23 protein-coding genes are annotated in these 22,861 nt (G+C 60.6%); 13 read left to right on the forward strand and 10 right to left on the reverse strand.

The features are described from left to right. The first annotated feature begins 59 nt into the window (after positions 1–59). Positions 60–281: a YgdI/YgdR family lipoprotein gene (locus BM416_RS25490; RefSeq protein ID WP_010211805.1), complete on the forward strand. Its 222-nt coding sequence runs from the start codon at positions 60–62 to the stop codon at positions 279–281. 55 nt (positions 282–336) lie between these two features. On the opposite strand, the gene BM416_RS25495 is transcribed toward BM416_RS25490, so the two are convergent. The 3 genes from BM416_RS25495 to BM416_RS25505 form a co-directional block, all read right to left on the reverse strand. Further along, a complete protein-coding gene (locus tag BM416_RS25495) occupies positions 337–1,227 on the reverse strand; it encodes a pseudouridine synthase (RefSeq protein ID WP_092489900.1) in 891 nt (296 codons plus the stop codon). A gap of 67 nt (positions 1,228–1,294) precedes the next feature. Then, a complete protein-coding gene (locus BM416_RS25500) occupies positions 1,295–1,630 on the reverse strand; it encodes a hypothetical protein (RefSeq protein ID WP_010565034.1) in 336 nt (111 codons plus the stop codon). Between the two features lie 74 nt (positions 1,631–1,704). After that, positions 1,705–1,941 (reverse strand): glutaredoxin family protein, encoded by a 237-nt coding sequence (locus BM416_RS25505; protein WP_027607016.1) that lies wholly within the window; start codon positions 1,939–1,941, stop codon positions 1,705–1,707. 194 nt (positions 1,942–2,135) lie between these two features. On the opposite strand from BM416_RS25505, the gene BM416_RS25510 reads away from it, so the two are divergent. After that, entirely contained in the window at positions 2,136–3,872 is a 1,737-nt protein-coding gene (locus BM416_RS25510) for a cation:proton antiporter (RefSeq protein ID WP_256577589.1), read from the forward strand. On the opposite strand, the gene BM416_RS25515 is transcribed toward BM416_RS25510, so the two are convergent. Next, the gene (locus tag BM416_RS25515) at positions 3,859–5,067 is read right to left on the reverse strand and encodes an ammonium transporter (RefSeq protein ID WP_092489873.1); all 1,209 of its coding nucleotides are present in this window, start codon (positions 5,065–5,067) and stop codon (positions 3,859–3,861) included. The two genes, BM416_RS25510 and BM416_RS25515, sit on opposite strands and share 14 nt — an antisense overlap. 346 nt (positions 5,068–5,413) lie before the next feature. Here BM416_RS25515 and BM416_RS25520 point away from each other — a divergent pair, with 346 nt between their 5' ends. The 8 genes from BM416_RS25520 to BM416_RS25555 all read left to right on the forward strand — a co-directional run bounded on the left by BM416_RS25520 (position 5,414) and on the right by BM416_RS25555 (position 14,194). Further along, the gene (locus BM416_RS25520; protein WP_012723021.1) at positions 5,414–5,728 is read left to right on the forward strand and encodes an ElaB/YgaM/YqjD family protein; all 315 of its coding nucleotides are present in this window, start codon (positions 5,414–5,416) and stop codon (positions 5,726–5,728) included. Positions 5,729–5,730: 2 nt separating this feature from the next. Then, entirely contained in the window at positions 5,731–6,114 is a 384-nt protein-coding gene (locus BM416_RS25525) for a phage holin family protein (protein ID WP_012723020.1), read from the forward strand. Then, positions 6,111–6,449: a hypothetical protein gene (locus BM416_RS25530; RefSeq protein WP_027607013.1), complete on the forward strand. Its 339-nt coding sequence runs from the start codon at positions 6,111–6,113 to the stop codon at positions 6,447–6,449. Before BM416_RS25525 ends, BM416_RS25530 begins: the two co-directional genes overlap by 4 nt. Before the next feature lie 90 nt (positions 6,450–6,539). Further along, complete coding sequence (locus tag BM416_RS25535) at positions 6,540–7,703, forward strand: EAL domain-containing protein (protein WP_027607012.1); 1,164 nt, start codon at positions 6,540–6,542, stop codon at positions 7,701–7,703. 71 nt (positions 7,704–7,774) lie between these two features. Next, positions 7,775–9,106: a deoxyguanosinetriphosphate triphosphohydrolase gene (locus BM416_RS25540; protein ID WP_092489874.1), complete on the forward strand. Its 1,332-nt coding sequence runs from the start codon at positions 7,775–7,777 to the stop codon at positions 9,104–9,106. A gap of 171 nt (positions 9,107–9,277) precedes the next feature. Further along, positions 9,278–9,673 carry a response regulator gene (locus tag BM416_RS25545; RefSeq protein WP_092489875.1) on the forward strand — a complete coding sequence of 132 codons (396 nt, stop codon included), beginning with the start codon at positions 9,278–9,280 and terminating at the stop codon, positions 9,671–9,673. A 256-nt stretch (positions 9,674–9,929) separates the two neighbouring features. Then, positions 9,930–10,550 (forward strand): response regulator transcription factor, encoded by a 621-nt coding sequence (locus BM416_RS25550; protein WP_027607009.1) that lies wholly within the window; start codon positions 9,930–9,932, stop codon positions 10,548–10,550. Positions 10,551–10,558: 8 nt separating this feature from the next. Beyond that, positions 10,559–14,194, forward strand: a complete 3,636-nt coding sequence (locus tag BM416_RS25555) for a transporter substrate-binding domain-containing protein (protein WP_092489876.1) — start codon at positions 10,559–10,561, stop codon at positions 14,192–14,194. A gap of 27 nt (positions 14,195–14,221) precedes the next feature. On the opposite strand, the gene BM416_RS25560 is transcribed toward BM416_RS25555, so the two are convergent. Together BM416_RS25560 and BM416_RS25565 are read right to left on the reverse strand one after the other, a co-directional pair. Then, positions 14,222–14,704 (reverse strand): GAF domain-containing protein, encoded by a 483-nt coding sequence (locus BM416_RS25560; protein ID WP_092489877.1) that lies wholly within the window; start codon positions 14,702–14,704, stop codon positions 14,222–14,224. Next, a complete protein-coding gene (locus tag BM416_RS25565) occupies positions 14,701–15,591 on the reverse strand; it encodes an ATP-binding protein (RefSeq protein WP_027607006.1) in 891 nt (296 codons plus the stop codon). Before BM416_RS25565 ends, BM416_RS25560 begins: the two co-directional genes overlap by 4 nt. Before the next feature lie 163 nt (positions 15,592–15,754). Here BM416_RS25565 and BM416_RS25570 point away from each other — a divergent pair, with 163 nt between their 5' ends. Beyond that, on the forward strand, positions 15,755–18,064 hold the full coding sequence (locus BM416_RS25570) for a hybrid sensor histidine kinase/response regulator (protein ID WP_092489878.1): 2,310 nt from the start codon (positions 15,755–15,757) through the stop codon (positions 18,062–18,064). Here the strand turns inward: BM416_RS25570 and BM416_RS25575 are convergent. The 3 genes from BM416_RS25575 to msrB all read right to left on the reverse strand — a co-directional run bounded on the left by BM416_RS25575 (position 18,018) and on the right by msrB (position 19,530). Beyond that, positions 18,018–18,509: a MarR family winged helix-turn-helix transcriptional regulator gene (locus tag BM416_RS25575; protein ID WP_092489879.1), complete on the reverse strand. Its 492-nt coding sequence runs from the start codon at positions 18,507–18,509 to the stop codon at positions 18,018–18,020. The two genes, BM416_RS25570 and BM416_RS25575, sit on opposite strands and share 47 nt — an antisense overlap. Further along, positions 18,506–18,991, reverse strand: coding sequence for a glutathione peroxidase (locus BM416_RS25580; RefSeq protein ID WP_027607003.1), 486 nt, complete (start codon positions 18,989–18,991; stop codon positions 18,506–18,508). The genes BM416_RS25575 and BM416_RS25580 overlap by 4 nt, the downstream gene beginning before the upstream one ends. 146 nt (positions 18,992–19,137) lie before the next feature. Further along, positions 19,138–19,530, reverse strand: coding sequence for a peptide-methionine (R)-S-oxide reductase MsrB (gene msrB, locus BM416_RS25585; RefSeq protein WP_065924446.1), 393 nt, complete (start codon positions 19,528–19,530; stop codon positions 19,138–19,140). 202 nt (positions 19,531–19,732) lie between these two features. On the opposite strand from msrB, the gene BM416_RS25590 reads away from it, so the two are divergent. Together BM416_RS25590 and htpX are read left to right on the forward strand one after the other, a co-directional pair. Beyond that, the gene (locus BM416_RS25590; RefSeq protein WP_065924445.1) at positions 19,733–20,944 is read left to right on the forward strand and encodes a pyridoxal phosphate-dependent aminotransferase; all 1,212 of its coding nucleotides are present in this window, start codon (positions 19,733–19,735) and stop codon (positions 20,942–20,944) included. Between the two features lie 303 nt (positions 20,945–21,247). Next, entirely contained in the window at positions 21,248–22,135 is an 888-nt protein-coding gene (htpX, locus tag BM416_RS25595) for a protease HtpX (protein WP_065939969.1), read from the forward strand. A gap of 53 nt (positions 22,136–22,188) precedes the next feature. Here the strand turns inward: htpX and BM416_RS25600 are convergent, their stop codons facing one another. After that, a complete protein-coding gene (locus tag BM416_RS25600; RefSeq protein WP_092489880.1) occupies positions 22,189–22,845 on the reverse strand; it encodes a thiopurine S-methyltransferase in 657 nt (218 codons plus the stop codon). Between the last annotated feature and the right edge of the window lie 16 nt (positions 22,846–22,861).

Here is a 22,861-nt window from a genome sequence, read left to right on the forward strand (position 1 = left end):
CGACGTCTCACACGTCTCAAGGTCAGCAATCAAAAAGTATTCTCTTGGAGACAACACCCATGACTCAACGGACCATCGCCGCTCTCATGCTTGCACTGGGCCTGGCTACCCTCGCCGGTTGCGCCTCGCCGACAGTGATCACCCTGAATGACGGTCGCGAAATCCAGGCCGTCGACACCCCGAAATACAACGAAGATTCGGGTTTCTACGAATTCGAACAGCTTGATGGCAAGCGTACCCGCATCAACAAAGATCAGGTTCGCACCGTTAAAGACCTGTAAGCCTCAGCGCTTGCACACAAGGCCCGCCTCGCGCGGGCCTTGTCGTTTCCGGGGGTTACCAGTCGAGGGTGATCTGGCTGCAGAAATGGCGTTCCTCACCGGTGACGGGGTCGATAAACCGCACGCCCTGGGCCAGCAGCTTGAGGGGATTGGCGTAATCGTCCACGGCATCCTTGATCACGTCCGGGTAGAACGGATCGTTGCAGATGCTCGCCCCCAGCGCGGTCATGTGCACGCGCAGCTGGTGCTTCTTGCCGGTCACGGGAAACAGGCCGTAGCGCCATAAGTCGCCGTTCTTTTCCCGCACCTCCACGGCTGTTTCGGTGTTGCTGGCGCCAGGGCCTTCCTGCATGCGGAAGAACGGTTCGCCATCCACCAGGCGGCTTTTGTGTACCAACGGGAATGTCAGTCCCGGTAAGGCCGGGGCAATGGCTTCGTAGAATTTATCGATCCGGCGCGTGGGAAACAGCTGTTGATAGGCCGAGCGGCTGGCCGGGTTGGCCGAGAACAACACCAGCCCGGCGGTGTGTCGGTCGATGCGGTGCAGGGGCACCAGCGCCGGGTTGTCCAGGCGGCGAATCAGGCGGCGCAGCAGGGTTTGCTCGACGTACTCGCCGGCCGGGGTCACGGGCAGGAAGTGCGGTTTGTCCGCCACCACCAGGTGCTCATCGGCGTAGAGGATGGTTTCCTGCACCGGGATGACTTTTTCGTTGGGGACTTCACGGAAGTAATAGATGCACAGGCCTTCCTTGTAGGCCAGGTCCAGGGGGATCGGGCTGCCAGTGACATCCAGCACCCGCCCACGGGCGATGCGGTCCAGCCAGTGGTCGCGACTGATCGCCGCAAAGTGCTCGCACAGGCACTCCAGCACCGTCGCCCAGGGGCCAGGTGGCAGGTACAGGGTGCTGGCCTGGTGCTGGGACGCGGAAAAAGCGGATGTGGACATGCTCGAAGCCTTGAAAAAACAGGCGGGCATTATCCCGCATCAAGCGGGATGAAACCTAGGGCGGATCTCAGGCCTTGGCCAATTCCGCGCGCAGGATCGGCGAAGCACTCGCCGCCTCGGTGAACTCCTTGAGCCAGCGCAGCACGTCTACCGCTTCCCAGCGGCCGGGATCGTACAGCGCGTACAACAGGCCCTGATAACCCACCACATCGAGCTGCTTGTGATAACCGGCGCGCTGGAACAACGCCTCGATCTCGGCAAAGCAGGTATTGAAATGCACTTTGTTAAACGGCGTCTTGCCTTCCGTGACCAGGCCGTCGAGGCGCAGCTCGTTCACCGCGTCGCGCACGACATCGGCAGACATGCGATTGACGCTGCTTTTCAGTTGTTCAACATTCACCACGGGCGTTCCCTCTATTCAATCGCTGTACAAACATACAGTAACGTAATATTCGGAAACCCGCCATCGCATAAACGTCAGCGCAGGAAGGCGACAACCTGATCCGCATCGAAGGGCCAATCCAGCTCAGCCCCCGTGTCCACCCGCCGAAGCACCGGAATCCTTAGGCCGTAGGCGTCGGTCAGGTCGTCAGGGTCGGTGATATCAACCAACTCGACCAGCAACCCGCGTTCGACGAGCGGCATGATTTCGGCTTCGGCAATTTCACAAAGATGGCAACCCAGGGTGCCGAACAACTGGCATTCAGGAAGCATGGCGAATGGCCCTGATCAGTAAGTAGACGAGCATTCTAAGCCTGACAAAAACCTGTGGCGAGCGGGCTAGCCACAGGTACAGCGTTCGCTCTCCGGAAATCCGCCGACCACAATAAACCCTGACCCAGATCACCATGGCCTATAACTGATTCAGCGATTCTCGCGGCTTTTTGCCCGCTCACCCTGCAACGGAGATGCTTGTGTTCGCCAACCTGCTGATCATTCTGGCCTCATCCCTGGTGGTGATTGCGCTGTTTCGCCGGCTGCAACTGCCACCCGTGCTGGGCTACCTGTGCGTGGGCCTGGCCGTAGGGCCGACGGCCCTGGACTGGGTGAATGACAGCGAAGAACTGCCCGACCTCGCCGAACTGGGCGTGGTGTTCCTGCTGTTCTCATTGGGCCTGGAGTTTTCCCTGACCAGGATGCTCGCCCTGCGCCATGTGGTGTTTGGCCTCGGCAGCTTGCAGGTACTGGGGTGCAGCGTACTGCTGGGGGGCCTGTTGATGGCCTTCGGTGTGGCGCCGGGCATCGCCTTGTTGCTGGGTGCGGGGTTGGCGCTGTCGTCCACGGCGATCGTCAGCAAGGAACTGACCAGCCTCGGCGAAATCTTCAGCAGCCATGGCCAGAACGCGATCGGCGTGTTGCTGTTCCAGGATGTGGTGGCGGTGTTGCTGCTGACGCTGGTGCCGGTGTTCGCCGGCAGCAGCGAGCAGGCCTGGTACTGGGCGTTGCCGCTGACGCTGGGCAAAACCGTGGTGTTGTTCGTGGGCCTGTTGCTCGCCAGCCGCTGGTTACTGCCGCGCTTGTTTCATGAGGTCGCCGCCTCCCATTCGGCGGAGCTGTTTGTGCTGCTGGCGCTGGTGATCGTCTTGCTGACCGCCTGGCTCACGCATCTGCTGGGCCTCTCCCCTGCCCTCGGCGCCTTCCTGGCCGGCATGCTGCTGGGTGAAAGCCATTACCGCCATCAGATCGAAGCGGATATCCGGCCCTTTCGCGACATCCTGCTGGGGCTGTTTTTCGTCAGCATCGGCATGCTTATCGACCTGCAATTGTTCGTCAGCCACAGCCTGTTGATCCTCGGCATGACCCTCGCGCTGATGCTGATCAAAGGCAGTGTGGTGGCCGCGCTGGTCAAGCTGCGCGGCAGCGACAGTGAAACCGCCTGGCGCAGCGGCCTGGCCCTGGCCCAAGGCGGTGAGTTCTGTTTCGCCCTGATGGCGCAAATGCAGCAGAGCCGGCTGATCCCCGATGAATTCAACGGTCTGCTGCTCGCCGCCACGTTCTGTTCGATGCTGTTGACCCCATTGCTGCTGCGCGCCGCGCCGGCGATTGCCCTGCGCCTGCACCGCAAGCCCAACCAACAGGTGCAACTTGAAGAAATTGCCGCCCTCAACGCCCAATTACACGGGCATGCGGTTATCTGCGGCTATGGCCGGGTCGGGCAATCCATCGGGCGCTTTCTACGCAATGAGCAACAGGCGTTCATCGCCCTGGATGACGACCCGGAACGGGTCCAGGAAGCCGCCACCGAAGACAGCAGCGTGCATTACGGCGACTGTCGCCGTGGCGCCTTGCTCAGTGCCGTAGGCCTGGAACGGGCGCGCCTGGTGGTGATTGCCGTGGATAACAGTGATGTGGCCCTGGCGGTGCTCAAGGAAGCCCGCCATATCAACCCCGACGTGCCGATCCTGGTGCGCACCCGCGATGACAGCCAGTGGGCTGAATTGAAAGCCGCGGGCGCCAGCGAAGTGGTGCCCGAGCTGCTGGAGTCAAGCCTGATGCTCGCATCCCACGCCTTGATCCTGCTGGGCCTGCCGGACCAACAGGTGCAGGCGCGGGTCGATGAAGTACGGCATAACCGCTATCGTCTGCTGCACGGTTTCTACACGCACCCGAGCACCGACGAAGAGGCGCCGATCAATCCTGACTGACCGCACCGATCTTGTGGATCGACAGATCTGCGCCGTAATACTCCTCCTCCTGGCTCAGGCGCAGCCCGTGTACGCGCTTGATCACGCCGTACACCAGCAGGCCGCCGGCGAGCGCGACGGCCACACCGAGCCCCGTACCGATCAATTGGCTGATCAGGCTCACACCACCCAATCCGCCCAGCGCCGCCTGGCCAAAGATGCCGCAGGCAATCCCGCCCCATACACCGCACAGGCCATGCAGTGGCCACACCCCCAGCACATCGTCGATCTTCCAGCGGTCCTGGGCGGCGATAAAGCACCACACAAACAATCCGCCCGCGACCACGCCGGTGACCAGCGCGCCCACCGGATGCATCAGGTCGGAACCCGCGCAGATCGCCACCAGCCCGGCCAACGGACCGTTATGCAGGAAGCCGGGGTCGTTGCGGCCGATCACCAGGGCGGCGACAGTGCCACCGACCATGGCCATCAGCGAGTTCACCGCCACCAGGCCGCTGACGCCGTCCAGGGTCTGCGCGCTCATCACGTTAAAGCCGAACCAGCCGACAATCAGGATCCACGAGCCCAACGCCAGGAACGGAATGCTCGACGGCGCAAACGCCACCAGGCGCCCTTCACGGTAGCGCCCATTGCGCGGGCCCAGCAGCAGCACCGCCGCCAGCGCCAGCCAGCCGCCCATGGCATGCACCACCACAGAGCCGGCAAAATCATGGAAGCTGGCGCCGAACGTCTTGAGCAACCAGGCCTGCAAACCGAAATTGCCGTTCCACACCATGCCTTCGAAAAACGGATAGATAAACGCCACGATCAACGCAGTGGCGCACAACTGCGGAGCGAACTTTGCACGCTCCGCAATACCGCCGGAGATGATCGCCGGAATCGCTGCCGCAAACGTCAGCAGGAAGAAGAACTTCACCAGGCCATAACCATGGTCGGCGCTGATCACGGCCGCCGGTTGCATGAAGCTCACCCCGTAGGAGATCCAATAGCCTATAAAGAAATAGGCCAGGGTGGAGATGGCGAAGTCGCTGAGGATCTTCGACAGGGCGTTGACCTGGTTTTTCTGGCGCACCGTCCCGACTTCCAGAAACGCGAAGCCGGCGTGCATGGCCAGGACCATGACCGCACCGATCAGGATAAACAGGGTATTGGAGCTGTGGACCAGAGTGTCCACCGCACTTTGCAGATTTTCCATTGAAGTTGGCAGGCCTGTGTAAAGGCAAAAAGCACCAAAGCGGTTCAAGCCAGGAGTTGCGCGCACTAAATTGGCACCAACGGCACCGCCCCTCTTCAGAGGGCGTGAACCGCTTTAGCGCAGCGTTCAACACAACCGGCCGTTGCCGACAGGGTTTTTCCGCGAGTTTGAGTTATTTAGGTTAAGGTTTTTCGAGACCTGAGCCCCGACCGCCCGGATTCAGCGCAAGCCACGGGGCGTGCGCACCAAGGCAAAGCAAAAGCTGTACCAGACAATTGCACTGAACCTTCACCGATACCGGTGACTCGAAACCACACGTACCGATCAGCCAATCACGGAGATAACCATGGCCAGAAGAACTGCAAAGACTGCTCAAGAAATACTGATGGCGGATTTTCAAACCCTGGTGACTGACACCGAAAGGCTGCTGGACGACACCAAGGTGCTTGCGGGCGACCAGGCCGATGAGCTGCGCGCCAAGATTCATGACACGCTGTTGCAGGCCCGCGAAACCCTCAAGCAAACCGAAGACTCCCTGCGCGAACGCGGCCAGGCGGCGGTCACCGCGACCGAAGACTACGTGCAGGCCAACCCTTGGCAGTCGGTAGGCATTGCCGCCGGCGTGGGCTTTCTGATCGGCCTGCTGGCCACAAGGCGCTAATCATGTCTATCGGCGAAACTGGCTCGTCCACGGGTACCACCTCACGACGCCTGGGCGCGGCCGTTCTTGGCTTGCTGCACAGCCACGTCGAACTGTTTGGCATCGAATTGCAGGAGCAGAAGGCCCGTACCGTCAGCCTGCTGCTGTTTGCCGGCCTGGCGCTGGTGTTTGCCCTGTTGTTGCTGGTGGGGTTGTCGACACTGGTGATGATCCTGGTATGGGACACCGGCTACCGCCTGACCGGGATCATCTGCCTCTGCGTGTTCTACAGCCTGGCCGCTGCCTTCTGCGGGGTGCGCTTGAAAGCGGCGGTGTTCGATGAGTCCACGCCGTTCCACGCCACCCTCGAAGAGCTGGCCAATGATCGGGAGCGCCTGCTGCCATGAGCTCGAATGAAATCCAGCAAACCTCCCGCCGGGAAATGCGCAAGGCCTTGATCCGCCTGCGCATGGAAATGCACCGCCAGGAGATACGCCACGAATCCCAGCAATTGATGGCGCCGCTGAACAAGGTGCGCAACCTGGGCCAAAACTTTCAGGGCGGGCTGGGCATCAAGCACGCGCCGCTGTGGGGCGTGGCCGCTGTAACCCTGATCGGTTTCTTCACCGGCAAGGGCGCCAAGGGCGGCGGTATCAGCAGTGTGACGCGCCTGGTGCGCCTCGGTGCCGGCCTGATCCCGCTGATCAAACTGGCCATGCAGGGCAATTCACGCAAAGGTTGAGCCTGCTGGCTGCATTCTTGCTAACAGAATGGCCCGGTCCTCGTTTTCGAGGGCCGGGTCTTTTTTCGCCAGTGTTTTTAAGGAGGCCCCGTGATCGACGGGCAACCGCTCGCCTGCTTCCAACCGTTTATCGATACCGCCACCGGGCGCATTGCCGGCGTCGAGGCCCTGGGGCGTCTACGCCAGGCTGATGGCCGCCTGCAGTCCGTTGGCCCGCTGTTCGCCGACCCACGCACGCCAGGCGCGAGCTTGCGCCGTCTCGACCGGCAGATTCGCGACAACGCGTTAAGCCGCCTGCATGAAGCCCCCGAAGACTGGTTCCTCAGCCTGAATATCTCGCCGCGCTGGATCAACCAACTGCGCCCGGGCCAGGCGCTGCCTAGCCTCAAACAGATCCACAGCCATGGCGTCGACCCGCAGCGCATCGTGTTCGAGATCACCGAACTGGGCGGCGACATCCAGCGCCTGGCCGAGGTGGTGGCACGTTATCGCGAGGCCGGTGCGCGCATCGCCATCGATGATTTCGGCGCCGGCTATTCCCAGCTTGACCGGGTATTGGCGCTGCAGCCGGACATCCTCAAGCTGGACATGCGCCTGTTCCAGCAAGCCGCCAGGGGCGGACCGAGCAGTGACGTCGTGCGGGCGCTGGCGCAGATGGCGGAAAAGACCGGCTGCTGGATCATTGCCGAAGGCGTGGAAACCGAGGCGCAGCTGAGCTTCGCCCTGGAATGCGGTTCGCGCTACGTTCAGGGCTATCTGTTTGCCCAGGCGCAATTGGACTGGTTCGCCACCGACGCCTTCGTGCCGCGCTTTGACCAACTGCGCGCGGCGTATGTGCAGCAGAAGCTGGCCGAACGCGGGCGCATCATGCAACTGCGCCAGCAATTGACCGAACTGATGAAGATCCTGCAATCCTGGGCACAGGCCCAAGCCCCGCTGGATCACTTGCCCCAACTGCCGGCCTTCCCCTGGCTGCTGCGTTTTTACCAATGCGACCGGCATGGCACCCAGTTGACCCCCAACTTCGAATGGCGCCAGGACGCCTGGCAAGCCGACAGCCGCTACCTGGGCCACAACTGGTCATGGCGCCCGTACTTCTATCACCTGCTGGCCGAAGGTTGGGAGGAGCGTCGCCTGACGCTGTCCTCGACCTACCGCGACGCCACCACCAACCAGTACTGCCTCACCGCCGGACAATTCTTCGATAACGGTCAGCGCTTGCTGTTAATCGATATCGACGCGGCCGGGCTGTAGATTTTCGCTTGCCCCGCCAAGGCGGAACCGGGAAGCTGGGCGGGTCATTCACCGTACGGAGAGTACCCGCCTTGGATTGGCCCACCCTGCTTACCCGCGAACGCCTTGGAAAACCCCTGCACAGCCCGGAAGAACTCGGCCGCAGCCCGTTTCACAAAGACCATGACCGCATTATCTTCTCCGGCGCGTTTCGCCGCCTGGGCCGCAAGACCCAAGTGCACCCGGTGTCCAGCAACGACCATATCCATACACGCCTGACCCACTCCCTGGAAGTCAGTTGCGTAGGCCGCTCCCTCGGCATGCGCGTGGGCGAAACCCTGCGCAGCGCCCTGCCCGACTGGTGTGACCCGAGCGACCTGGGCATGGTGGTGCAATCGGCCTGCCTGGCCCATGACATCGGCAACCCGCCGTTCGGGCATTCCGGCGAAGACGCCATCCGCCACTGGTTCCAGCAGGCAGCGGGGCGCGGCTGGCTGGACGACATGAGCAGCGCCGAGCGCAATGACTTCCTCAACTTCGAAGGCAATGCCCAAGGCTTCCGGGTACTGACCCAACTGGAATACCACCAGTTCGACGGCGGCACGCGCCTGACCTACGCGACCTTGGGCACGTACCTCAAGTACCCCTGGACCGCCCGCCACGCAGACTCCCTGGGTTACAAGAAACACAAGTTCGGCTGCTACCAGAGCGAACTGGCGATCCTCGAACAGATCGCCAGCAAGCTCGGCCTGCCGCAACTCGAGGAACAACGCTGGGCTCGCCATCCCCTGGTCTATCTGATGGAGGCGGCAGACGACATCTGCTACGCCTTGATCGACCTGGAGGACGGCCTGGAAATGGACCTGCTGGAGTACACCGAAGTCGAGTCACTGCTGCTCGACCTGGTGGGCGACGACCTGCCGCAAACCTACCGGCAACTGGGCGCCCAGGACTCGCGCCGACGCAAGCTGGCGATCCTGCGCGGCAAGGCCATCGAGCACTTGACCAACGCCGCGGCGCGCGCCTTCGTCGAACAACAGGAGGCCTTGCTTGCCGGCACCCTGCCCGGCGACCTGGTGGAACACATGCACGGCCCCGCCAAACGCTGCGTGCTGGATGCCAAGGACATGGCGCGCAAGAAAATCTTCCAGGACAAGCGCAAGACCCTCCACGAGATCGGCGCCTACACCACCCTGGAAATCCTGTTGAACGCCTTTTGCGGCGCGGCACTGGAGCAGCACGGCGGACGCACGCCGTCGTTCAAGAACCGGCGCATTCTCGACCTGTTGGGCAACAACGCGCCGGATCCTGCGTGGCCGCTGCACAGGTCGTTCCTGCGCATGATCGACTTCATCGCGGGCATGACCGACAGCTATGCCACCGAGATGGCACGGGAGATGACCGGGCGCTCCAGCCCTCAATAACCTGGCTGATCACGCCGCCTGTTCACTGAACAGAATCTGCCTACGATGGGAACAGAGCGGCCTGATCGAATTCGCACAAGCACCCGAAGAATAATCGCGCACGCTCCGGGCAGGTCTGGCGAACAGTTCCTACGTGCCCCCTATCGACGCTTGACTCACCGTGTGCCTTCTATGCCCCGTTACCCCCTTCGGATCCTGTTGGTGGAGGACCATCCCTTTCAACTCCTCGCCACCCAATGCCTGCTGAGAAGCTTCGGCTTCGAGCACCTGGCCCCGGCCGAAAACGCCGAACAGGCGATCCGTCTGATGTCCCAGGCCGAAGTGCCCTTCGACATCATCCTCTGTGACCAGTGCCTGCCCGACCTGCCCGGGCTTGAATTGATTGAAATCGCCAGTCGCCAATGCTTTATCAAGGCCGCCATCTTGCTCAGCGGACTTCCCGAGGCAGAACTTTCAGCGTTGCAAACCCAAGCCCTCAAACGTGGCCTGCCCTTGCTCGGTTACTTGCCAAAGCCGTTGAATAAAGATGAGCTTGAACATTTGACCCATACATTACTCACGTTATAAATGTAGGACTTTAAACAGATCGACCGGTCGGAAAAATCGCGCATAACCACCGTAAAGTCCATGCCATGTTCCTTCGGCCCATGCCCCTGCGGAACCTTGGCCTCTTGCGTTACAGCTCCTTAGAGACAGGTAGGCTTTTACCTTTTTTAATGTAGGAACTTTCCTGTTTTATACCTGCCACCCCCCAAGTTCATGCTTACCCATCGGCTTCTGAGCTAATGTGCCCGCTTTATTTGTACTTGCATGGAATATGATCATGAATACAGTTTTTATTATTGACGACCATCCGGTGATAAGACTTGCCATACGAATGTTGTTGGAACACGAAGAAAACTTCAAAGTAGTCGGCGAAACGGATAACGGATGCGACGCCATACAAATGGTCCGCGAATGCATGCCGGACCTGATCATCCTGGACATCAGCATTCCAAAACTCGACGGGCTGGAAGTGCTTTGCCGATTCAACGCCATGAACGCGTCGATGAAAACCCTGGTGCTGACGGCTCAATCCCCCACCCTGTTTGCCACGCGTTGCATGCGTTCGGGAGCCGATGGCTACGTGTGCAAGGAAGGTGACCTGAGCGAGCTGATGAGCGCCATCCGCGCTGTACTGTCCGGTTATAACTACTTCCCCAGCCAAGCCCTGAACCCCAACGATGAGGCCTGCAAGGAACTTGAACTGTTCAAGGCGGTTAACGATCGGGAGTTGATGGTACTGCAACTTTTTGCACAAGGCCGCACCAACAAGGAAATAGCCAAAGGTATGTTCTTGAGCAACAAAACAGTAAGTACTTATAAAAAGAGACTGATGCAGAAACTTCAAGCCAAGTCCTTGGTAGAACTTATCGAGATGGCAAAACGGAACGCGCTAGTGTGAGAAACCGGATGCCCAGGCGTATAAAGGACTATTTGATTATATTGAGTGCCGGTTTGTGCTTCAGCACCGCCGTGCCAGCCACCCCTCCAGCGAGCCCGGAGCATTTCAACCTTTTGAGTCGTGCGAGCTCCGTGCAGCTGGAACCCTACCTGAACAAGGCCCAGCGCCAATGGCTCCAGAACAAACGCGAACTGGTACTGGGCGCGGCGTTTCCTGACTACCCGCCTTTTGACCTCACCTCCAGCGGGCGTGACTATGAGGGTCTCACCGCCGACTACGCCGGCTTGCTGGCAATGGCGCTGGACGTGCCGGTAAAAGTGTTGCGCTACACCTCTCGAGAGGCCGCCATTCATGCCCTCGAAGCGGGTGAAATCGATTTACTGGGTTCCTCCAACAGCTTTGAAGCGGCAAATCCCAACCTGTCCCTGTCGGAGCCGTACGCCGTGGACCGGCCAGTGCTGGTGACCCGCGAAGGCGAAACCCGCAGCCTGGCTGATGGGCTGGCCGGAATGCGCCTGGCACTGGTCTATCACTATCTGCCACTGCACGAAGTGGAAAGGCTGTACCCCAAGGCAATCATCCGTGCCTACCCTTCTTATCAAAACGCCTTGAATGCAGTGGCCTTCGACCAGGCAGACGTCTTTCTCGGCGATACCATTTCCACCCACTACATGATCAACAAGGGTTACCTGAAAAACATTCGCATGGCGAACTTCGGCAAACATGAAGCCTATGGATTCAGCTTTGCCATGCCCCAGGAACAGCAGACGCTGTTGAGCATCGTCGACGCCGTCCTGAGGGCCGTGCCCGTTGCCGAACGGGAAACGATTGCCAAACGCTGGAGTGCCGGCAGCGACATCCTCCTGACCGACCAAAAGCTGCAACTGACCCTTCGCGAAGAACGTTGGCTGAGGGAAAACCCGGTCGTCAAAGTGATCGTGAACCCCACTTTCGCGCCGCTGACCTTCTTCGACGCCGATGGCAATTTTCGCGGCATTACCGCCGACCTGCTGGAACTGATTCGCCTACGCACCGGGCTGCGCTTCGAGATCCAGCGCGGGCGTGATGTGAACACCATGATCGAGCATGTAGAGAGCGGCAAAGCGGACATCGTCGGCGCAATCATCCCCAGCGTCGAGCGAGAAGCCCAACTGAACTTCAGTCGTCCCTACCTGGAAAACTCCTACGTGATGCTGACACGCAAGGACGGCCAGGCCCCTACGGGCCTGGAGGAAATGGAGGGCAAGCGTCTGGCGATCACGCAGGGCAGTCCGCTGAAAAAATTCCTGCGTGAGCACTTCCCAAAGATTCAGCTGGTAGATACCGGCGACACGTTCAAGTCAGCCGAACTGCTGGTACAAGGCCATGTAGAGGGCGCGGTGAATACCCTGGTGGTCGCCAATTACTTCCTGTCCTCGCAGATACTCCAGGACAAGATCCAAATCAGCTTCAGCATTGGCACGATGCCGGCCACCTTCGGGCTGGCGACATCCCGCAGCGCCACCGAACTCAGCTCGATTCTCGACAAGGCGTTGCTCAGCATCGCCCCGGACGAACTGGGCGTGATCAACAGTCGTTGGCGCGGTTATACCGCCGCCTCGGACAGTTACTGGCGCGACTATCACCAACTGATTGCGCGCATCGTCATCGGGACCGGCCTGCTGCTGCTGATTTCCCTGAGCTGGAACGCGTACATGCGCCGCCAGATCAAGCACCGGAAAATGGCCGAGCGCGCCCTCAATGATCAGTTCGAGTTCATGCGCGCCCTGGTCAATGAAACCCCGCACCCGATCTACGTGCGTGACAACAAGGGGCTGCTGCAGACCTGCAACGACAGTTACCTGCAGGCGTTCGACGTCAAGCGCGAGGATGTGATAGGTAAAAGCGCGGTCCAGATCAGCACAGCCCTCGCAGTCGAGGCGGCGCAATACCATGCCGACTATCAGCGCGTGGTGGCCGAGGGCAACCCGCTGATCCTGGACCGTACCCTGCATATTCGCGGAAAAAAACTGACGATCTACCACTGGATCCTGCCGTACCGCGACTCCGTCGGTGAAGTCCAGGGCATCATCGGTGGCTGGATCGATATCAGTGAACGACGCCAGTTGTTCGACGAACTCCGCACCGCCAAGGAACGAGCCGACGAAGCCAATCGGGCCAAGAGCACGTTCCTCGCCACCATGAGCCACGAAATCCGCACGCCGATGAACGCGGTGATCGGCATGCTCGAGCTGACCCTCAAGCGGGCGGACCAGGGCCACCTCGACCGCCCGGCCATCGAAGTCGCCTACAACTCGGCCAAGGATCTGCTGGAGCTTATCGGCGACATCCTGGACATCGCGCGGATTGAATCCGGGCGCCTCAGCCTGGCACCGGAACGCGTCAACCTGAGGGAGGTGATCGAGTCGGTGGTGCGTGTCTTCGACGGCCTGGCGCGCCAGAAGACCCTTAGCCTGTTGCTGGAGTTCACGCCTGATCTGGAACACACCGAAGTGCTGATCGACCCGCTGCGCTTCAAGCAGGTGCTGTCCAACCTGATCAGCAACGCCATCAAGTTCACCGAACGTGGCCAGGTAAAGATCAAGGTGGAAGTATCGGCCACCGAACTGCCGCAGCAGGTCGAGATGAAACTGGTGGTGGAAGACACCGGCATCGGTATCAGCCGGGACGACCAGATGCGCCTGTTCGAACCCTTTGCCCAGGCGGACAACTCAGGACAGCTGGCCAGGAGCGGTGCGGGTCTCGGGCTGGTGATCTGTCGCAGCCTGTGCGCGATGATGGGCGGGCAACTGAGTCTGAGCAGCGTGCCCATGGTGGGCACCCAGGTGCATGTGAGCCTGAAGATGAATCGCCTGCAGGCGCTGCAGGTGGCCGAAGAACTCAAGCCCGCCGAGACCTCGAACGTGCCGGTGCTCAATGTGCTGGTGGTGGACGATCATCCGGCGAATCGCCTGTTGATGTGCCAGCAGCTCGGCTACCTGGGCCATCAGTACACCGCCGCCCAGAACGGCGCCTCCGGCTTCCAGGCCTGGCGCCAGGAGCACTTTGACCTGGTGATCGCCGATTGCAACATGCCGATCATGAACGGCTACGAACTGAGTCGTTCGATCCGCGAATACGAGGAGCGCGAACAACTGACGCCTTGCGTGGTACTGGGTTTTACCGCCAATGCCCAGCCCGAAGAGAAACAACGCTGTGCGCAGGCGGGCATGAATGACTGCCTGTTCAAACCCATCAACCTTACGGCGCTGGAGCTGCAACTGGCGAAGATCAGTCCTCAACCCAGCGGCATGACCCTGGACATCGGCAACTTCGAGGCCCTCACCGGTGGCGATCCGCACATGAGCCGCCTCTTGCTGGAGGAGTTGCTGAGCAGCAGTCGCCAGGATCGCCAGGAGTTGGTTGCACTGATCGCTGCGCAGGCCTTGCCCGAAGAGATCATCGAACAGGCTCACAAGATCAAGGGGGCCGCGCGCATCGTTCAAGCCTCTGCGCTGGCCTCGCAATGCGAAGCCGTCGAACAGGCCTGTGCCCGGGGCGATGATCGGCCCCTGATCGAAGCAGGTGTAAAGTCCCTGGAGAAGCTGATGCTGGAGTTGGAGAGGATGCTGCAAGTGCGGCTTGACGAACTGGATGGCCGATAAGGGGCGGGGCTGCGCCCCCTATTTCGATCAGCAGTCGGTCAAACGCAGGAAAATCGCCGCCAGCTGTTCGATACCGGCCTGATCCTGGGGGGTAAAGCGGGCCAACGACGGGCTATCGAGGTCAAGGACACCAATCAATGTGCCGTCCTTGACCAGTGGCACCACCAGTTCGCTGTTGGACGCGCTGTCACAGGCGATATGCCCGGGGAACGCGTGCACATCGTCTACTCGCTGGGTTTGCCGCGAGGCTGCGGCCGCGCCGCACACCCCACGGCCGAACGGAATACGCACACAGGCGATCTGCCCCTGGAACGGGCCAAGCACCAGCTCTTCATTGCGGTTGAGGTAAAAGCCCGCCCAGTTCAGGTCATCCAGCTGGCTGAACAGGAAAGCCGAAAACTGGGCGCTGTTGGCGATGAAATCACGCTCATCGGCCAGCAGCGACTCCAGCTGGGCACTCAGCAGGGCATAGCCACCGAGGCCGGCGCCGGCTTGTTGTAAATCGATCATGGTTGACGCTCCAGCAATTTAAGACCCACCCAGTAACGGGCGAATTGATACGCGCAACGACCGTTGCGGTTGCCGCGCCCGGTGGCCCAGCGCACGGCTAGAATGTCGAGGTCCTCATCACGCTGCCACTGCAAACCCGCCTTGTTCGCCAGCTCGCCGATCCAGTGCTCGACCACGTCCAGGAAATGTTCCTGGGTGAACGGGTAGAACGACAGCCACAAGCCAAAGCGGTCGGACAAGGCAATCTTGTCTTCCACCGCCTCGCTCGGGTGCAACTCACCGTCCACGCGCTTCCAGTTATCGTTGTCGCTCTGGTTTTCCGGCACCAGGTGGCGGCGGTTGGACGTGGCATACAGCAGCACGTTTTCAGGGGCCTGTTCCAGGGAGCCATCCAGCACGCTCTTGAGTACCCGATAGTCGCCTTCGCCGGCTTCGAACGACAAGTCGTCGCAGAACAGGATGAAACGTTGCGGCAACTTGAGCAGTTGCTCAACCACACGCGGCAGGTCGGCCAAGTGGTCACGCTCGATTTCGATCAGGCGCAGACCGGCCTTGGCGTGTTGAGCGAGCAAAGCGCGCACCATGGACGATTTACCGGTGCCCCGCGACCCCCACAGCAACGCATGGTTGGCAGGCAGGCCATCCAGGAACTGCTGGGTGTTGCGCGCCAGGGTTTCACGTTGCTTGTCCACGCCGATCAGGTCGGACAAGCGCATGTCCAGGCTCACGTCCAGCGGCAATAGGAAGCCACTGCGGCCCTCACGCTGCCAGCGGGCCGCCAGGCACTGGTTCCAGTCGATGGTTTGGCGCGGCGCGGGCAACAAGGGTTCCAGGCGGGCGAGCACGGCATCGGCTCGCTCCAGAAAGGCACTCAATCGAGAATCCACGATTATTCCTCTGGCAAGTTCTTGCAAAAGATGGCGTATTGGCAACCCTGCGACAGACCGCTTGGGGCTGCGTAAAAAACGATTCATGCCGGGCAGGCCTGGGCGTATGGATGTTCAGCTATGCTTGCCGGGCGAAGGGAAACGTGAAGTGGTTCAACACTCAATGGATATCAAGTTCGCCCACCGCTTGTCTTATAAACAAGCCAGATTGACGGTGCTGGTCGGTTTCGTCTTGGGAACCTTGCTCAGCCTGATCCAAATCGGCATTGATTATGCCAGCGAAGACGCATCCATCAACCGCGAAATACGTTCGCTGATCGAAATCAGCCATAACCCCGCGTCACGTATCGCCTACAACATCGATGCCGAACTGGCCCAGGAACTGACCCTGGGCCTGCTGCACTCCCCCGCCATCATTCGCGCGCAGTTGATCGACAACAATGGCGTGGTGCTGGCCGATGTCGACCGGCCACGCAAGGAAAGCACCTACCGGCCTATCAGTGACTTCATGTTTGGCGCCAACCGCCAGTTCGAAGACCAACTGTTCCTGAGCCACATGCCCAACGAGTCACTTGGCGTACTGCGCCTGGACGTCGACACCTACGCCTTTGGCAGCCGGTTCCTGCGCCGCGCCGAGATCACCCTGCTCAACGGGTTCGCACGCAGCCTGTTGCTGACCGGGATTCTGCTGGGCCTGTTCTACGTCATGCTGACCCAACCGCTGGTGCGCATTATTCGTGAGCTGAGCACCCGCAAGCAGGCACACCTGGACTGCCCGCCGGGACATGAGCACGATGAAATCGGGGTGCTGGTGGACGTCGCCAACCAGCAATTCGAAAACATGGAAACCGAAATCCAGCAGCGCCGCCACGCCGAGGACCGACTGACGGAATACCTGGGGCAACTGGAAGATATCGTGTCTGCGCGCACCCTTGAACTCAAGGCCAGCAACCAGCGGCTGACCCAGTCCAACGATGAGCTGGAAGCCGCCAAGATGCATGCATTGGGCATGGCCCAGGCCCGGGCGGCCTTCCTGGCGAACATGAGCCACGAAATCCGCACCCCGCTCAACGGCCTGCTGGGCATGATCGCACTGTCGCTGGACAGCCCGTTGAACGCCGAACAACGCCAGCAACTGTCTATCGCCCATGACTCCGGCAAAGTGCTGGTGGAACTGCTCAACGATATTCTCGACCTGTCCAAGTTCGACGCCGGCCAGTTGGAGCTGGAGCGCATCCCCTTCGACCTGGGCGCACTGGTGGAAGACACCGCCAACCTGTTATCGCAGAACGCCGCACCGAGCGTGGAGCTGAGCTGCCTGATCGACCCGCAGTTCCCGGCCCAGGTGCTCGGTGACCCGACCCGTGTGCGGCAGATTGTCAGTAACTTGCTCTCCAACGCCTTGAAGTTCACCCGCTTTGGTCGGGTTGATGTGCGCCTGCGTACCCACGAGGGCGGGGTGCGCATTGAAGTCTGCGATACCGGCATCGGTATTGCGCAGGAAGCGCAGGTGAAAATCTTCCAACCGTTCACCCAGGCCGGCGCCGGCATCACTCGCCAGTATGGCGGGACGGGCCTGGGCCTGGCACTGACGCACAACCTGTGCGAAGCGATGAAGGGGCGCTTGAGTATCAGCTCGGAAGTGGGCTTTGGCAGCCAGTTCTGCGCAGACCTGCCACTGCCCGCCCATTTGCCCGCAGTGCAGCCAGCGCCTCTCAAAGGTGAGGTCATCGCCATCACCAACGCCGGCAGCGGCCTGACAGAGTTGCTCACGACCCTGCTGCCCTGCTGGGGACTGTCCCTGCGTTGTTTCACCATGGATGACGATTTGAGCGGGCAAACCCCCGATCTGCTGATTACCGACTGCCCGGAATGCCTGTTCCGCATACGGCCGGGCATTACCGCGCCCATCCTGCTGGTGACCGCCTATGGCAACTTCATGCCCAGCGAAGAAGTGGCGGCACTGGCGCCGTTGCACCAACAGGCACGCCCCTTGAGCCGCAACGCGCTGTACCAGATCCTGCAACGCAACTTGCGCACCGACGCGCACCTGGTGCTTGACCCCGTCCAAGTGGATGCCGCACCGCTCGCACATCGGGCGCGCATCCTGCTGGTGGAGGACAACCCGGTCAACCAACTGGTGGCCAAGGGCATGCTCAGCAAACTGGGCTGCGAAGTGATCGTGGCCGCCCACGGTGGCGAAGCGCTCAAGTTTCTTGAAGAACAGCGCTTCGATATGGTGCTGATGGACTGCAACATGCCGGTGATGGATGGCTATGAGGCCAGCCGGCAGATTCGGCGCAGCGGACGCTGGCCGGACCTGCCGATTGTCGCGTTGACCGCCAATGCCCTGTCCGAAGAGCGCGAGCGCTGCCGTGCGGCGGGGATGAATGATTACCTGGCCAAGCCATTCCGCCGCGAAGAACTCAATGCCCTGCTGGACTTGTGGGTGCCTGGGACGACAAGTCTTTAAGCTGCGCAAGCAACTGTTCGAGACCGTCGCGCAAGGCATCGGCCTGATTCAGGTCGATGCCGCGATCACACAACAGGCGGGTCTTCAGGCCATGGGCCTGGTCCCGCAGTTGCACACCGGCCTCGGTCAGGCTCAAGTGCACTTCACGCTCATCCCTGGCACTGCGCCGACGCGTCACTAACTCAAGCTGTTCAAGGCGCTTGAGCAGCGGCGTCAGCGTGCCCGAGTCGAGCATCAGGCGCTCCCCCAGGGCCTTGACCGTCGGCTGCAGTGCAGGCGTGGCGTGCCACTCCCACAACACCAGCATTACCACGTATTGCGGGTAGGTCAGACCCAACTGGTCGAGCATCGGCTTATAAGCGCGGGTGACAGCGCGTGACGCAGCGTAGAGCTTGAAACACAGCTGGTTGTCCAGGGCCAGGGACACGCTGGGCAGGTCGGTCATTTGAGCAAGGCTTCGATCTCTTGGGTCAAGTCCTGCGGCTTGGTGGCAGGACCGAAGCGCTTGACCACCTGGCCGTCGCGGCCGATGAGGAACTTGGTGAAGTTCCACTTGATGCCCTTGGACCCCAGCAGGCCCGGCGCCTGTTTTTTCAGTTGCACGAACAGTGGATGGGCATCGCTGCCATTGACGTCGATCTTCTTGAACAACGGGAAGCTGACACCGAAGTTCAGCTCGCAGAATTCGGAAATCGCCCCTTCGTCACCGGGCTCCTGCTTGCCGAACTGGTTGCAAGGAAAGCCCAATACCACCAGGCCCTGGTCCTTGTACTGCTGCCAGAGTTGCTCCAGGCCCTTGTACTGCGGGGTGAAGCCGCATTTGCTGGCGGTGTTGACCACGAGGACGGCCTTGCCGGCGAAATCGGCCAAGGTCTTTTGCTCACCCTTGATGGTGGTGCAAGGGATGCTCAGCAGGTTGTTGCTCATGGCAGTGCCTCGATAAGGAAGAAAGAGGATGAAACATAGTAGGCAATTCAATTGTGTGCAATTTAATTGACCGCACTGATGGCACCTCATCAACATTTTCCAGGAGCGAACTTGCTCGCTCCTGGAGGGGCCCGTCGCCGTTCAATCTAACGAGGAACAAGCTCCAGGCACACCGAGTTGATGCAATACCGCAGCCCCGTCGGCGGCGGACCGTCCGGGAACACATGGCCCAGATGCGCATCGCATTTGGCGCAGGTGACTTCGGTGCGGATCATGCCGTGGCTGACGTCACGGATCTCGATCATTGCGCTGTCGGCGATCGGCGCGTAGAAACTCGGCCAGCCGCAGCCGGAGTCAAACTTGGTGGTCGAATCGAACAGTGGCGCATTGCAGCAGATGCAGTGATACACCCCATCGGTCCGGGTCTCATTGTACTTGCCGCTGAAAGGGCGCTCGGTGCCCTTGAGACGGCACACGTTGTACTGCTCCGGATCGAGCATTGCCTTCCATTCTTCAACGGTTTTCTGCAACTTTTCCATCGGTACACCTCGGCAACTGAAAAAGCCTGATCTGTATCTTTTCCATGGATCAGGCGGCACGTATGATTGCGCCTCTTCAAAACGCCAGTCTGGCACCCGCGCTACCGGCATTCAAACGTATTTATGGGTGCGGGCCTTGCAGCATTCACAGTACGGTAGTGCCCACACCGTCTGGATCGTTCATTTTCAGGATCACATCGCCATGCAGGTCAGCAAATCGAACAAGCTCGCCAACGTCTGCTACGACATTCGCGGCCCGGTGCTCAAGCACGCCAAGCGCCTGGAAGAGGAAGGCCATCGCATCCTCAAGCTGAACATCGGCAACCCGGCGCCCTTTGGTTTCGAAGCGCCGGATGAAATCCTCCAGGATGTGATCCGCAACCTGCCCACCGCCCAGGGCTACAGCGACTCCAAGGGCCTGTTCAGCGCGCGCAAGGCCGTGATGCAGTACTACCAGCAGAAGCAGGTCGAAGGCGTCGGCATCGAAGACATCTACCTGGGCAATGGCGTGTCCGAGCTGATCGTGATGTCCATGCAGGCCCTGCTCAACAACGGCGACGAAGTGCTGGTGCCGGCACCGGACTACCCACTGTGGACCGCTGCCGTGACCCTGGCCGGCGGCCACCCGGTGCACTACCTGTGCGACGAGGGCGCCGACTGGTTCCCGGACCTGGCCGACATCAAGGCCAAGATCACGCCGAACACCAAGGCCCTGGTGATCATCAACCCGAACAACCCCACCGGCGCCGTGTATTCCAGGGAAGTGCTGCTGGGCATGCTCGAGCTGGCACGCCAGCACAACCTGGTGGTGTTCTCCGACGAGATCTACGACAAGATCCTCTACGACGATGCGGTGCATATCTGCACCGGTTCCCTGGCGCCGGACCTGCTGTGCCTGACCTTCAACGGCCTGTCCAAGTCCTACCGCGTGGCGGGCTTCCGCTCCGGCTGGATCGCGATTTCCGGGCCCAAGCACAATGCCCAGAGCTACATCGAAGGCATCGACATGCTGGCCAACATGCGCCTGTGCGCCAACGTGCCGAGCCAGCACGCAATCCAGACCGCCCTCGGCGGCTACCAGAGCATCAATGACCTGATCCTGCCCCAGGGCCGCCTGCTGGAACAGCGCAACCGTACCTGGGAGCTGCTCAATGCAATCCCGGGCGTGAGCTGCGTCAAGCCCATGGGCGCGCTGTACGCCTTCCCGAGGATCGACCCGAAGGTCTGCCCGATCCTCAACGACGAGAAATTCGTGCTCGACCTGCTGCTCTCGGAAAAGCTGCTGGTGGTCCAGGGCACGGCGTTCAACTGGCCGTGGCCGGATCACTTCCGAGTGGTGACACTGCCCCGCGTGGATGACCTGGACATGGCCATTGGCCGTATCGGCAACTTCCTCAAGTCCTATCGCCAGTAACCGGCATGGCGCTGTACGACCGGCATTCGGTCGTACAGCGATTATCTGGCAACACTTCTCTGGCTATGCACTTTCCCCGTACTGCATTTGCGTTTCTACATCCACAAGCCCTTGTAGTTACGGGGCCGCAACGCAAAAAGTGGCTTTTCACGGATAGAATTCATCATCGGAAAATCCCTTCAAGGCTCTACATTCAGGCTGTAGGACACAGTTTGAAATAGTCGCTCGGTTGAATCACCCCAAGCCGCACCTTATATACCCCGCAGTACGCGACATATTAAGCATGAGGAGAACTCTACAACCATGATGCGCATCCTGCTGTTCTTGGCCACCAACCTGGCGGTCGTGCTGATTGCCAGCATCACCCTGAGCCTTTTTGGCTTCAACGGGTTCATGGCGGCCAACGGGGTTGATCTGAACCTCAATCAGCTGCTGATTTTCTGTGCGGTCTTTGGTTTTGCCGGTTCGCTGTTCTCGCTGTTCATCTCCAAGTGGATGGCGAAGATGAGCACCAGCACCCAGGTCATCACTCAACCACGCACCCGCCATGAACAATGGCTGATGCAGACCGTGGAGCAGTTGTCTCAGGAAGCAGGTATAAAAATGCCCGAGGTCGGGATTTTCCCTGCTTACGAGGCCAACGCCTTTGCGACGGGCTGGAACAAGAACGACGCCCTCGTGGCGGTCAGCCAGGGGCTGCTCGAGCGATTCTCTCCCGATGAGGTGAAGGCGGTCCTCGCGCACGAGATCGGCCACGTAGCCAACGGCGACATGATTACCCTTGCGCTGGTGCAGGGCGTGGTGAACACCTTCGTGATGTTCTTTGCGCGGATCATCGGCAACTTTGTCGACAAGGTGATCTTCAAGAACGAAGGCGGCCGCGGGATCGCCTACTTCGTAGCGACCATCTTTGCCGAAGTGGTACTGGGCTTCCTGGCCAGCGCGATTGTGATGTGGTTCTCGCGCAAACGAGAGTTCCGTGCAGACGAAGCCGGCGCGCGCCTGGCTGGCACCAGTGCAATGATCAGTGCGCTGCAGCGCCTGCGCTCCGAACAGGGCCTGCCGGTGCATATGCCCGACAGCCTGACCGCCTTTGGCATCAACGGCGGCGTCAAGCAGGGCCTGGCTCGCATGTTCATGAGCCACCCGCCGCTGGAAGAGCGTATCGACGCGCTGCGTCGTCGGGGCTGATACCCGGTAATGCAAAAGGGGCGATTGGATCGCCCCTTTTTTGTGCGCGGGTTTTACCCCTTGGTGAGCCGATAAACCCGCTCTTCAAGGCACGTGACACCGTCCTGCACGAACTTCCAGCTCTCACCCAGGATATCCTGGGCTTCGAGCACCTCCAGGCTCCACTGCAAACCCAGCAGCACCTTCACCTCATCATCCGGCACCGCAAAGGGCGGGCCGGCTTTTTGCGTCTGGTCGTAGTCCAGGGTGATCAGCAGCCCCTGGCAGCCTGGCCGCAACAGGCTGTTCAACTGCTCGGCGTACTGCGCGCGCATCAGCGGCGGCAGGGCGATCAGTGCGGCACGGTCGTAAAGCGCAGTGCAGTCAGCCAGTGCCCCGGCGTCCAAGGCAAAGAAATCGCCGCACCATATTTCGATCAAATCAGCCTGGTACACCTTGAACACGCCGTGCCGAGTGATGCGCGGCGTCAGGCTCTGCTCGCTGAAAAAGGCTTCTACCGCCTGCTCCGACAGTTCAACGCCGAATACGTGATAGCCGTTGCTGGCCAGCCACATCAGGTCCAGGCTTTTACCACACAGCGGCACCAGCACCTTGGCGCCCTGGGCAAGGCCCAGCGCAGGCCAATACCGCAGCAGGTAAGGATTGACCTCGGGCAGGTGAAAGCCAATCTGATTGCGCGCCCAGCGCTCCTGCCAAAATTTGGGCTCCATGGAATCACCTCCGAAA

The organism is Pseudomonas sp. NFACC42-2, from assembly GCF_900116055.1.
In the GTDB taxonomy this organism is placed as follows: domain Bacteria; phylum Pseudomonadota; class Gammaproteobacteria; order Pseudomonadales; family Pseudomonadaceae; genus Aquipseudomonas; species Aquipseudomonas marginalis.

Bases quoted from the DNA above. Each gene is read 5' to 3' on its own strand.
- BM416_RS25490 (WP_010211805.1), top strand. From the start codon at position 60: ATGACTCAACGGACCATCGCCGCTCTCATGCTTGCACTGGGCCTGGCT.
- BM416_RS25495 (WP_092489900.1), bottom strand. From the start codon at position 1,227: ATGTCCACATCCGCTTTTTCCGCGTCCCAGCACCAGGCCAGCACCCTG.
- BM416_RS25505 (WP_027607016.1), bottom strand. From the start codon at position 1,941: ATGCTTCCTGAATGCCAGTTGTTCGGCACCCTGGGTTGCCATCTTTGT.
- BM416_RS25510 (WP_256577589.1), top strand. From the start codon at position 2,136: ATGCTTGTGTTCGCCAACCTGCTGATCATTCTGGCCTCATCCCTGGTG.
- BM416_RS25515 (WP_092489873.1), bottom strand. From the start codon at position 5,067: ATGGAAAATCTGCAAAGTGCGGTGGACACTCTGGTCCACAGCTCCAAT.
- BM416_RS25520 (WP_012723021.1), top strand. From the start codon at position 5,414: ATGGCCAGAAGAACTGCAAAGACTGCTCAAGAAATACTGATGGCGGAT.
- BM416_RS25525 (WP_012723020.1), top strand. From the start codon at position 5,731: ATGTCTATCGGCGAAACTGGCTCGTCCACGGGTACCACCTCACGACGC.
- BM416_RS25530 (WP_027607013.1), top strand. From the start codon at position 6,111: ATGAGCTCGAATGAAATCCAGCAAACCTCCCGCCGGGAAATGCGCAAG.
- BM416_RS25545 (WP_092489875.1), top strand. From the start codon at position 9,278: ATGCCCCGTTACCCCCTTCGGATCCTGTTGGTGGAGGACCATCCCTTT.
- BM416_RS25550 (WP_027607009.1), top strand. From the start codon at position 9,930: ATGAATACAGTTTTTATTATTGACGACCATCCGGTGATAAGACTTGCC.
- BM416_RS25555 (WP_092489876.1), top strand. From the start codon at position 10,559: ATGCCCAGGCGTATAAAGGACTATTTGATTATATTGAGTGCCGGTTTG.
- BM416_RS25560 (WP_092489877.1), bottom strand. From the start codon at position 14,704: ATGATCGATTTACAACAAGCCGGCGCCGGCCTCGGTGGCTATGCCCTG.
- BM416_RS25570 (WP_092489878.1), top strand. From the start codon at position 15,755: ATGGATATCAAGTTCGCCCACCGCTTGTCTTATAAACAAGCCAGATTG.
- BM416_RS25575 (WP_092489879.1), bottom strand. From the start codon at position 18,509: ATGACCGACCTGCCCAGCGTGTCCCTGGCCCTGGACAACCAGCTGTGT.
- BM416_RS25580 (WP_027607003.1), bottom strand. From the start codon at position 18,991: ATGAGCAACAACCTGCTGAGCATCCCTTGCACCACCATCAAGGGTGAG.
- msrB (WP_065924446.1), bottom strand. From the start codon at position 19,530: ATGGAAAAGTTGCAGAAAACCGTTGAAGAATGGAAGGCAATGCTCGAT.
- BM416_RS25590 (WP_065924445.1), top strand. From the start codon at position 19,733: ATGCAGGTCAGCAAATCGAACAAGCTCGCCAACGTCTGCTACGACATT.
- htpX (WP_065939969.1), top strand. From the start codon at position 21,248: ATGATGCGCATCCTGCTGTTCTTGGCCACCAACCTGGCGGTCGTGCTG.
- BM416_RS25600 (WP_092489880.1), bottom strand. From the start codon at position 22,845: ATGGAGCCCAAATTTTGGCAGGAGCGCTGGGCGCGCAATCAGATTGGC.